Origin of the sequence: Pseudoalteromonas sp. PA2MD11 (assembly GCF_017808125.1) — a bacterium.
Taxonomy (GTDB): domain Bacteria; phylum Pseudomonadota; class Gammaproteobacteria; order Enterobacterales; family Alteromonadaceae; genus Pseudoalteromonas; species Pseudoalteromonas simplex.
In genome coordinates this window covers 184,833-196,265 of sequence record NZ_JADKNF010000003.1, presented here as the reverse complement: position 1 = coordinate 196,265, position 11,433 = coordinate 184,833, and the positions used below count along the sequence as shown (strand labels likewise).

The window sequence follows — 11,433 nt, the reverse complement described above, 5'->3', positions numbered from 1 at the left end:
ATGCAATTACTCGATATTCGTAACCTCACTATAGAGTTACGCACTTCAGATACCGTGATTCGTGCGGTGGATAGAGTCAGCATGACCTTAAAAGAAGGCGAAGTACATGCTTTGGTTGGTGAGTCTGGCTCAGGTAAAAGCTTAATTGCAAAAGCCATTGTTGGGGTTTTAAACAAACGTTGGCATATCACTGCAGACCGCATGCATTGGCGTGGCGTGGATTTAATGCGCTTATCTAACGAGCAACGCCGTAAACTCGTAGGTCAAGACATTGCTATGATCTACCAAGATCCAAGCCGCTGCCTAGATCCAACTGCCAAGATATTCGACCAAATTGCCGAGACCTTACCTGAACAAGCAACCAGTGGTTTTTTCTTAAAACGAAACAGACAACGAAAAGACAGAGTAAAAGCGTTAATCCACAAGGTTGGTATTAAAGACCATAAGAAGGTGCTCGACAGCTACCCTCATGAGCTCTCTGAAGGTATTTGTCAAAAAGTGATGATTGCCATGGCCATTGCGCGTACCCCTAAACTATTGATTGCCGATGAGCCAACTACCGCCCTTGAGAGCACCACGCGTGCGCAAGTATTTAGACTGTTAAAAAGTTTGAACCAGCTAAAGAACATGTCGATTTTGATGATTTCTCACGAGCTTGAGGAAATTGTAGATTGGTCTCATGGTATGCATGTTTTATACTGCGGTCAGATGGTTGAAGCTGGGCCGACTAACAAAATTTTTAGCCAGCCGCGACATCCTTATACCCAAGCACTGTTAAAAAGTTTGCCTGATTATGAGCAAGGGCTTGCTCACAAAGAGCCGTTTTATGCTTTAAAAGGCACCATTCCAACTTTACAACATTTACCTATTGGCTGCCGCTTAGGCCCACGTTGCCCACAAGCACAAAAAGAGTGTGTCGTTACCCCGAAATTGACCAAGCATCATAGCCAGAGTTACGCCTGTCATTTCCCATTAATTAAGGCGATGAAATAATGCAGCCCCTACTCAAAGTTCAAGCATTATCAAAGAGTTTTAATTTGCGTGCCGGTTTATTTTCACGTAGAAGCTTTACTGTATTAAAAGATATTTCGTTTTGCTTAGGGCAAGGCGAGACGATCGCCATTATTGGCGAAACTGGCTCAGGTAAAAGTACTCTCGCCAAATTGCTTGCAGGGGCTGATAACGCAGATAAAGGGCAAATTTTACTTGATGGCAATATCATCGAAAATGATGGCTTGCGTGATAACGACTGTCGCCATATTAGGTTGATTTTCCAAGACTCTGAAGCGTCTTTGAATCCAGGTTTAACCATTGGCGATATGCTCAATGACTGTTTACAGTACAACACTGATTTAAACAAAGAAGAGCGTGAAGATAAAATAAAGCAAACTCTCGCAAAAGTAGGTTTGCTATTAGACCACCAACACTATTACCCCCATATGTTTAGTAGTGGTCAATTACAACGTATAGCGCTCGCACGGGCTTTAATTTTAGACCCTAAGGTTGTCGTGCTCGATGAAGCGTTATCGTCCCTTGACCCGTCTGTACGCGCACAAACGGTAAACTTATTGCTACGTCTACAAAAAGACACTGGCCTTAGCTATGTACTTATTACGCATCACCTAAGTTTGGTGCGTCATATTAGCGACCAACTTGTGGTACTTGATCACGGTGAGATTGTTGAATACGGCCAAACCGAAGCGATTTTCCAAGATCCCCAATCGGTGGTGACGCAGAAGTTGTTGAACTGTTGATAGTGAGCTGTCAGCTATCAGCCGTAAGCTGTCAGTTTGATTCGGCGTTAAAACGCCTCCTACTGAGTGATTCGATCACTCCCCTTGCAGCTTTACTCATATCAAAACTTTTTATACATCCCTTGGCTTTGTGGTGCGACAAACTTGTAGCCAAGCTTTTCGTAAAAGCCAGGTTTGTCAGCGACCATAGTGACATAACTACCTTCATAAGCGGCAGATTCAATGTAGCGGTCAACATGTTCCATAATGACACGCCCTAGACCTTTACCTTGAAATTCAGGTGATACGGCAATATCAACTACCTCAAAATTACAACCGCCATCACCAATAACGCGGCCCATGCCAATCAACTCATCGTTTTTACGAATACAAATAGCATAAAGAGAGTTTGGTAACCCCGCCTTCGCAGCCGCTAATGAACGTGCTGATAAGCCAGCTTTAAGGCGCATATCACAGTATTCTTCTGCGCTTGGTAGCTGCTCTATTAGACTGTACTCCATAAAAGCTCCTTATAACTTGCATTACCTTTAACGTTAACAAAAAAGGCGCCAGTAGGCGCCTTTTATTTAACTCAGTTTGCTAATTATTCAGCAGCTTGAGTCGCTTTTGGTACTTGCACTTCAGCTTGTGCTTTTAGTGCTGCAATAAATACCATGTAGTTTTTATTCACTTGAGCCATCGTGATGTTTTGCTTTTGTTGCTCATTAATCTCAACATCAGCTGCTGGATTAACTGCTTTTAGCGCAACAATTGCCGCATCGCCATTGTTTAGGTCAACAACTTCAACCTCTGGTGCACCTTGTGGGTGAGCCATTTTGAAAGCTTGTTGAACAATAGCTGGTGACACTGTGTAAGCTTGACGAGCAAGTGCAGCTTCTTGGCGTACTGTTAGGCCTTCAGCTTGTGCAACTTCGTTTAGGCTCTTACCAGCTTCGATCTCAGCGTATAGAGTGCGTGCTTTTTCTTTAGCAAGCTCCGATGCTTTTTGTGAAACTAACGTCGCCTTAATTTGCTCAGACACATCTGCTAGTGCTTTCGTAGTCGCAGCTTTGTGATCGCTTACACGAACAACAACAGCATGTTCATCGCCTACTTCAATTACTTCTGAGTTCATGCGATCTTCTAACACTTCAGGTGAGAAAATAGCAGTAACAACTTGTGGGTTGTTTAGCGGCTCAGGTAATGCATTGCGAGTCAAAAGTTCTGTTTTCTGCACTTCAACGCCTGCTGCTTCTGCGGCATCAATTAAAGTATCTGAAATTTCGAACGCAAGTTCACCCATTTGAGTTTGCTTTTCATAGAACGCATTAATTTTCTTAGTACGTTCAAGTTCAGCGCGAAGCTCATCTTTTACGTCAGCATATGGTTTAACTTGCTGTGTTTGAATATCAGTAAGTTTGATGATGTGATAACCAAACTCTGATTCTACAACGTCAGAAATGTCACCTTTGTTTTCAAGAGCATACGTTGCATCTTCAAACGCAGGGTCCATCATATCACGCTCAATCCAGTCTAGGTCGCCGCCCATTTCTGCACTCACTACGTCATCAGAAGATGACTCAGCTAGCTCAGCAAAATCAGCACCGTTTTGTAACTGCGTTAGTAGCTCTTCAGCTTTCGCTTTTGCTGCATCATCGTCTTCGCTGTTATCAATTAAGATGTGCGATACACGACGTTTTTCAGGCTCAACATATTGGGCACTGTTTTGATCATAGTAAGCTTTGATATCTTCTTCTGAAACACTTGAATCAAGCGTTAAGCTCGCTGCATTTAAGTCAATGTAGCTTACAGACACTTGCTCTGGTGCTAAGAATTGCGGTTGATTCAACTCATAGTAATCAGCAATTTCTTGCTCTGTTACTTCGATACCTGCTTGTAATGATTCTTTAGCAACAACTAAGTAATCAATACTGCGCGTTTGCTGTTGTAGAGCAACGCTGTTGTTTAATTCATTTTCTAAGATGAAATCTGTACCAGCAACAGCACCTACTAATTGGCTGCGTGTCATGTCTTCACGTAAATATTCACGGAAAGCATCTGGTTGGAAATTCATTTGACGAATAACTTGTAAGTAGCGGTCGTTGCTAAACTGGCCGCCTACTTGGAAGTAAGGCATTTCTAAAATTGCTTTACGAACACTTTCGTCGCTTACACGAAGACCTAATTCTGCCGCTAGTTGAGTTTGCAATTCTTGTTGTACTAAACGGTCGATTACGCCTTGGCGAATTTGTGCCATGTAATTTGGATCAGCAGCGATTTGTGCGAAGTATTCACCAAATTGTTGTTCTAAACGGTTACGTTCGTTTTGGTATGCACGGCTGAATTCGGTTTGGCTAATTTTAACTCCATTTACTTCTGCAACGGGTTGCTCTGTGGTTTGTCCTAAATAACCACCGATCCCAGCTAAAGCAAAAGATAAAATCACCGCGCCTAAAATAATTTTGGCTGCAGGTCCCTGCGAACCTTCTCTGATTTTCTCAAGCATTTATCTATCTCTATTCTGATCAGGTACAAATTAACCCTGCTCATGTAAAAAAAGCGTATCTTACCAGATACGCTTTTTCACTTGAAGTAACTGGTGATAAGTTACCTAAATTCAATTTAAGTGTGATTAGGTATCTCTCACCAACTAATCTTTAATGATTAGTTTACTGCGTCTTTCAGCGCTTTACCTGCTTTGAAAGAAGGAATGTTTGCTGCAGCAATCTGGATAGTCTCACCAGTTTGCGGGTTACGACCTGAACGCGCTGCACGCTCACGTACAGAGAAAGTACCAAAGCCAACTAGCGCTACTGAATCGCCATCTTTAAGAGCGCCTGAAACAGCCTCGATGAATGAATCTAGTGCACGACCTGCAGCCGCTTTAGAAATGTCAGCGTCAGCTGCGATTTGATCGATTAATTGAGATTTATTCACAATATCATCCTCTTTCATTGTTATTATCAAGAGCGATTGTTTTTATAAAAAATAACATCACTGTTTTGAAAATTTATGAGCAAATTAAGTTTATGCTCAGTTTATTATATTTTTCTCAACCCTAGGCCACATAAGGCCTAGGCTTGAAAACTAGTGCTTAACTTATCATACCCTTTGTATTTGAAAAGCCCCTAAATGCACTTTTTTGCGGTTTTTTACTGGTTTTTTTCAGTTTCGACAGAAAAACTCTCAACAGGATGCTTCAAAGCCAGTTTTAAAACGTCATCAATCCATGTAACTGGGTGAATTTCAAGGCCCTCTAATACGTTGTCTGGGATCTCTTTTAAGTCACGTTCGTTAATTTTTGGAATAATAACGGTTTTAATTCCACCACGATGCGCTGCCAGTAGCTTTTCTTTTAAGCCACCAATTGGTAATACTTCACCACGTAATGTGATTTCACCTGTCATTGCTACATCTGAGCGCACTGGATTACCCGTTAAGCTCGATACCAAACCAGTTACCATGGCAATACCAGCACTTGGGCCATCTTTTGGTGTTGCACCTTCAGGCACGTGAACATGAATGTCACGTTTCTCATAGAAGTCGCTATTAATACGAAGTTTTTCAGCACGATTACGAACAACTGTCATCGCAGCCTGAATTGACTCTTGCATTACATCACCAAGCGAACCTGTGAAGGTTAGCTTGCCTTTACCTGGTACAGCTGCAGATTCAATAGTCAGTAGATCACCACCTACTTCAGTCCACGCAAGACCCGTTACTTGGCCAATACGGTCACCGTCTTCTGCTTTACCATAATCAAAGCGTTGTACGCCTAGGAACTCTTCAAGGTTGTTATCGTCGATAAGGACCTTTTTAGTGTCTTTATCAAGCAAGATGTTTTTAACTGCTTTACGGCATAGTTTTGACACTTCACGTTCTAAGTTACGAACGCCCGCTTCACGTGTGTAGTAGCGGATAATGCCAATGATTGCACTATCAGCAATTTCAACTTCATGCTCTTTTAAACCATTGCGCTTAACTTGTTTTGGAATCAAGTGTTGTTTAGCAATGTTTAACTTCTCGTCTTCGGTGTAACCCGAAAGGCGAATAACTTCCATACGGTCTAATAACGGACCCGGGATATTAAAGCTATTTGATGTTGCCACAAACATCACGTCAGATAAGTCGTAATCAACTTCTAAGTAGTGATCGGCAAAATGGCTGTTTTGCTCAGGATCAAGTACTTCAAGTAATGCTGATGCAGGGTCGCCACGCATATCTGATGACATCTTATCGATTTCATCTAATAAGAATAACGGGTTCTTTACACCAACTTTAGTCATGTTCTGGATTAATTTACCAGGCATAGAACCAATGTAAGTACGGCGGTGACCACGGATTTCCGCTTCATCACGAACGCCACCTAATGCCATACGCACATATTTACGACCAGTAGAGCGTGCGATTGACTGACCTAGTGAAGTTTTACCTACACCAGGAGGACCGACTAAACATAAAATTGGGCCTTTAAGCTTATTAGTGCGCTGTTGCACCGCTAGATACTCAATAATACGTTCTTTAACTTTATCTAAGCCGTAATGGTCACTATCTAAAATCTTTTGTGCGCCAGCTAAGTCTTTTTTCACCTTAGAGCGTTTTTTCCAAGGTACATTGATTAGCGTATCAATATACGAGCGCACGACGGTTGCTTCCGCTGACATCGGCGACATCATTTTTAATTTAGATAACTCAGCGTTTGCTTTCTCTTGCGCTTCTTTAGGCATACCAGACTCTTCGATGCGTTTTTTAATTGCTTCGAATTCATCGGGTACATCATCAAGTTCGCCAAGCTCTTTTTGAATCGCTTTCATTTGCTCGTTGAGGTAATACTCACGCTGCGACTTTTCCATCTGCTTTTTCACGCGAGTACGGATTTTTTTCTCAACTTGCAGTAAGTCAATCTCGCCTTCCATCAGCGCCATTAAGTATTCAAGACGCTCAGTCACATCGGCAATCTCAAGCACTTTTTGCTTTTCAGGTACCTTAAGCGGCATGTGTGCTGCCATGGTATCAGCAAGACGCGCAGCTTCATCAATGCCAGACACAGAAGTAAGTACTTCAGGTGGGATCTTCTTATTAAGCTTTACATAGCCTTCAAATTGGCTAATTGCGCTGCGAATAAAGATATCTTGTTCTTGCTCGTCGATATGACTTGATTCGATGAACTGTGCTTCAGCCACAAAGAAATCATCGTTATCTAAAAACGTTTCAACGCTTGCACGTTGTGTGCCTTCAACAAGCACTTTAACGGTGCCATCAGGTAACTTTAATAACTGAAGTACTGTGGCAATGGTGCCAACACGGTAGATATCATCTTGCTGCGGATCATCAACAGAGGCGTCTTTTTGCGCCACTAGGAAAATTTGTTTGTCCTTGTCCATCGCCGCTTCTAGGCATTTTATTGATTTTTCACGACCAACAAATAGCGGGATCACCATGTGTGGATAAACCACTACATCGCGCAGTGCCAACACGGGGATTTCGACTCGATCTGTTCTCTCAAGCGTCATTATATTCTCTTCGCACTTCATTTATTTTAAAGATTACTCAAGTATATGGGGATATGTAAGGGAAAGTTCAACATATTTATAAAAAAAGGAGCCTTTGGCTCCTTTTTCGTGTTCAACTGCTTAACTTTTAAACTATTACAGCTTTATTCTGATGCAGCTTTGTCTTGGTTACCGCTTTGGTAAATCAAAATTGGGTCTGACTCACCTTTAATAACGGTTTCATCAATAACCACTTTGCTAACATCATCCATCGAAGGTAATTCATACATAGTATCAAGTAATACGCCTTCAACGATTGAACGTAAGCCACGAGCACCAGTCTTACGCTCCATTGCTTTATGAGCAATTGCGCTAAGTGCATCTTCGCGGAACTCAAGCTCAACATCTTCCATCGCAAACAATGCAGAGAACTGTTTAGTTAATGCATTTTTTGGTTCGCTAAGAATTTGAATAAGCGCTGCTTCATCTAGTTCTGTTAGTGTCGCAACAACTGGAAGACGACCAATGAACTCAGGGATTAAACCGTATTTCACTAAATCTTCTGGTTCAACATCTTTAAATGTTTCACTTAAGCTACGGCTACCTGATGATTGCTTAACTTCAGCACCAAAACCAATACCGGTATTTTTATGGCTGCGTTGTTCAATCACTTTATCTAGGCCTGCAAACGCACCGCCACAGATAAATAGGATCTTAGATGTATCAACTTGCAAGAATTCTTGCTGAGGATGCTTACGGCCGCCTTGTGGTGGCACAGATGCAACCGTCCCTTCAATTAGCTTAAGTAAGGCTTGTTGTACACCTTCGCCCGATACGTCACGGGTGATCGATGGATTGTCAGACTTACGAGAAATCTTGTCGATTTCATCGATGTAAACAATACCACGTTGTGCTTTTTCTACGTCGTAATCACATTTTTGCAGTAGCTTTTGAATGATGTTTTCAACGTCTTCACCTACATAACCTGCTTCAGTTAGTGTCGTTGCATCCGCCATCGTGAATGGTACATCAAGTAAACGAGCCATGGTTTCAGCAAGTAATGTTTTACCACTACCTGTAGGACCGATTAGTAGAATATTACTCTTACCAAGCTCAATATCTGCATTGATTGTTTGATTGCGTAAACGTTTATAGTGATTGTATACCGCAACCGACAGCACTTTTTTCGCGTGGTCTTGGCCAATCACGTAATCATCTAAGTGATTACGAATTTCTTTCGGCACAGGCAGTTTATCAGACGCATTATGCTTCGGCGCAATGTCTTTGATTTCTTCCCTGATAATATCGTTACACAGCTCAACACATTCATCGCAAATATATACTGAAGGACCAGCAATTAGTTTGCGAACTTCGTGCTGGCTTTTGCCGCAGAAAGAGCAGTATAACAATTTATTACTTTTGTCGCCGTCTGTAGGAGTGTCAGACATTCAGCTACCTCATTTATTACGTTGGCAGTAGCACTAGGCCACTGCTAATTCACTATGTTTAACTATATCAAAGAATATTAGTTTTCGCATAGTAAAGGGTGATAGCTAACAATACGTTATTATTAGCTATTCAGATTACTTCGATTCGCGGCTTGAAAATACTGAATCAACTAGGCCGTATTCAACCGCTTCGCTTGCGCTCATGAAGTTGTCGCGATCAGTATCACGAGAAACCACATCGAGTGGCTGGCCAGTATGTTCAGCCATTAAACGGTTTAGCTTATCTTTAATTGATAAGATTTCACGGGCATGAATTTCAAAGTCAGATGCCTGACCTTGGAAACCACCTAATGGTTGGTGGATCATTACACGTGAGTTAGGTAAACAAAAACGCTTACCTTTAGCACCACCTGATAGCAAAAATGCACCCATGCTTGCCGCTTGGCCAACACAAATTGTGCTTACATCAGGTTTGATAAAATTCATTGTATCGTAAATTGCCATACCCGCAGTCACAGAACCGCCTGGCGAATTGATATAAAGATAAATATCTTTTTCTGGGTTTTCTGATTCTAAAAACAGCATTTGCGCAAGAATCAAATTAGCCATGTTATCTTCTACTTGGCCAGTTAAGAAAATAATGCGCTCTTTTAAAAGACGTGAGTAAATATCATATGAGCGCTCACCTTTAGCTGTTTGTTCAACAACCATAGGGACTAGTGCGTTTAGAGGGTCTATCATACCGCTATTCATTCTTATTTAATTCCTTATCCGCTGCGACTCATCCTTACTATAAGGAAAGCACATTTATACTAATGTAAATTAAGCTGTCTATTCAATCTTTATAACTATATAGGAACTTATCAGAACAAATTCAATCCTCGTCGAAAAAAGTTCTGAAATAACATCAGTATTGTTGGTTTTTTTGAAACTGATACCACAAACTAAAATGGCCCGAGTACGCTGTATAAATACAGGGTAACACGAGCCATTTAATCGCTAGCGAGAGCTTAAGTCAATGACTTATTAAGCACCTTGCTGTGGATTCATGATATCGTCGAATGCTTTTTCAACGTCAGTCACGTTTGCTTTAGCTAGGATAGCTTCAACTGCTTGCTCTTCCATCGCTACGTTGCGCATTTGCTGCATAAGCTGATCGTTTGCTTTGTAGTACTCTACTACTTCAGTTGGATCTTCGTATGCAGAAGCTACAGTTGCGATTAACTCTTCAACTTTAGCGTCGTCAACTTTAAGCTCGTTCGCTTTAATTACTTCACCTAGTAATAGGCCAGTCTTAACGCGAGTTACAGCTTGCTCGTGGAATAATTCAGCAGGAAGCTCAGGCATGTTTTTAGCGTCGCCACCGAAACGTTGTGCAGCTTGCTGACGTAGTGCATCAATTTCTTGATCTACTAGCGCTTTTGGCACTTCGATTTCGTTGTTAGCTAAAAGACCTTTGATAGCTTGATCTTTAACGTTAGCTTTAACTGCTTGGTCAAGCTCACGTGTCATGTTCTTTTTAACTTCTTCTTTAAGAGCGTCAACACCGCCTTCAGCTACACCGAATTTAGTTGCGAACTCGTCGTTAAGCTCAGGAAGCTCTTGAGTTTCAACTTTCTTAACAGTGATAGCGAAAGTAGCTGCTTTACCTTTAAGGTTTTCAGCGTGGTACTCTTCAGGGAAAGTTACTTCAGCAACAACTTCTTCGCCCGCTTTTTTGCCAACGATGTTGTCTTCGAAACCTGGGATCATACGACCTTGACCAAGTTCTAGTGGGAAGTCTTCAGCTTTACCGCCTTCGAACTCTTCGCCTTCGATAGAACCAACGAAGTCGATAGTTACACGGTCGTTCTCGCCAGCAGCTGCGTCAACTTCAGCCCAAGAAGCGTGTTGCTTACGTAAAGTTTCTAGCATGTTAGCTAGGTCTTCGTCAGTTACAGATACAGCTGGTTTTTCAACAGCGATTTTATCTAAACCTTGGATTTCAACTTCTGGGTAAACTTCGAAAGTTGCATCGAATTCTAAATCTTTACCAGCTTCTAACGCTTTAGGAGCGAAAGTAGGTGAACCAGCTGGGTTAATTTTTTCAGAAACGATTGCTTCGATGTAGTTGCGTTGCATTAATTCGCCAGCAACTTCTTGACGTACTGCAGCACCGTAACGCTTGTTGATGATAGACGCTGGTACTTTACCAGGACGGAAACCATCGATACGCTGGGTTTTAGACAGTTGTTGTAAGCGTTTTTTTACTTCAGTCTCAACGTTCTCTGCAGGAACGGTGATGGTCAGACGGCGCTCAAGGCCTTGAGTCGTCTCAACAGAAACTTGCATGATTTACCTCAATCTTCAATTTTGGCGACTGTTCGCCTTCCTTACAAACAAGGTGATCTCCATGAGTGATAGCAAGTTTTAACGCTGAATATTTCAACTTAAAACGGCGCATTGTAACCATGAGATACCATTGCTGCTTTGCCCCTATGGGCACTATGTTAAACAATAGACGCGGCATTATAACCTAATATTTATGATAGTCGAGTCTGGGGGGCAATTATTTGGCTTATATAGCAGCAATCAGCGTTTAAGTGCGTAAAAAACGAACGCAACGGAATAATAAAGGACAACTAAGCTGATTTAAAGAATGTGTTCTGAATTTAAGAAGCTTTGAATGAGGAATTAAAGCTTAAAAGTGGTCGGCGATGCAGGATTTGAACCTGCGACCCCTTGGACCCAAACCAAGTGCGCTACCAAACTGCGCTAATC

General features: G+C 41.8%; 9 protein-coding genes. 2 read left to right on the top strand and 7 right to left on the bottom strand.

Annotated features, from left to right (window positions below; all coding sequences use genetic code 11):
* Complete coding sequence (locus ISP07_RS05655) at window positions 1-993, top strand: oligopeptide/dipeptide ABC transporter ATP-binding protein (RefSeq protein WP_209327062.1); 993 nt, start codon at window positions 1-3, stop codon at window positions 991-993.
* On the top strand, window positions 993-1,754 hold the full coding sequence (locus ISP07_RS05650) for an ATP-binding cassette domain-containing protein (RefSeq protein ID WP_054553143.1): 762 nt from the start codon (window positions 993-995) through the stop codon (window positions 1,752-1,754). The genes ISP07_RS05655 and ISP07_RS05650 overlap by 1 nt, the downstream gene beginning before the upstream one ends.
* A gap of 101 nt (window positions 1,755-1,855) precedes the next feature.
* On the opposite strand, the gene ISP07_RS05645 is transcribed toward ISP07_RS05650, so the two are convergent.
* The 7 genes from ISP07_RS05645 to tig form a co-directional block, all read right to left on the bottom strand.
* On the bottom strand, window positions 1,856-2,254 hold the full coding sequence (locus tag ISP07_RS05645; protein ID WP_209327061.1) for a GNAT family N-acetyltransferase: 399 nt from the start codon (window positions 2,252-2,254) through the stop codon (window positions 1,856-1,858).
* 83 nt (window positions 2,255-2,337) lie between these two features.
* Window positions 2,338-4,239 (bottom strand): peptidylprolyl isomerase, encoded by a 1,902-nt coding sequence (gene ppiD / locus ISP07_RS05640; RefSeq protein ID WP_209327060.1) that lies wholly within the window; start codon window positions 4,237-4,239, stop codon window positions 2,338-2,340.
* A gap of 158 nt (window positions 4,240-4,397) precedes the next feature.
* Window positions 4,398-4,688 carry an HU family DNA-binding protein gene (locus tag ISP07_RS05635; protein ID WP_175580427.1) on the bottom strand — a complete coding sequence of 97 codons (291 nt, stop codon included), beginning with the start codon at window positions 4,686-4,688 and terminating at the stop codon, window positions 4,398-4,400.
* A 197-nt stretch (window positions 4,689-4,885) separates the two neighbouring features.
* Window positions 4,886-7,246, bottom strand: coding sequence for an endopeptidase La (gene lon, locus ISP07_RS05630; protein WP_209327059.1), 2,361 nt, complete (start codon window positions 7,244-7,246; stop codon window positions 4,886-4,888).
* Window positions 7,247-7,389: 143 nt separating this feature from the next.
* On the bottom strand, window positions 7,390-8,673 hold the full coding sequence (gene clpX / locus ISP07_RS05625) for an ATP-dependent protease ATP-binding subunit ClpX (protein ID WP_054553147.1): 1,284 nt from the start codon (window positions 8,671-8,673) through the stop codon (window positions 7,390-7,392).
* Between the two features lie 135 nt (window positions 8,674-8,808).
* Complete coding sequence (gene clpP, locus ISP07_RS05620) at window positions 8,809-9,426, bottom strand: ATP-dependent Clp endopeptidase proteolytic subunit ClpP (protein WP_054553148.1); 618 nt, start codon at window positions 9,424-9,426, stop codon at window positions 8,809-8,811.
* A 273-nt stretch (window positions 9,427-9,699) separates the two neighbouring features.
* Window positions 9,700-11,004, bottom strand: a complete 1,305-nt coding sequence (gene tig / locus ISP07_RS05615; RefSeq protein ID WP_054553149.1) for a trigger factor — start codon at window positions 11,002-11,004, stop codon at window positions 9,700-9,702.
* Window positions 11,005-11,433 lie beyond the last annotated feature (429 nt).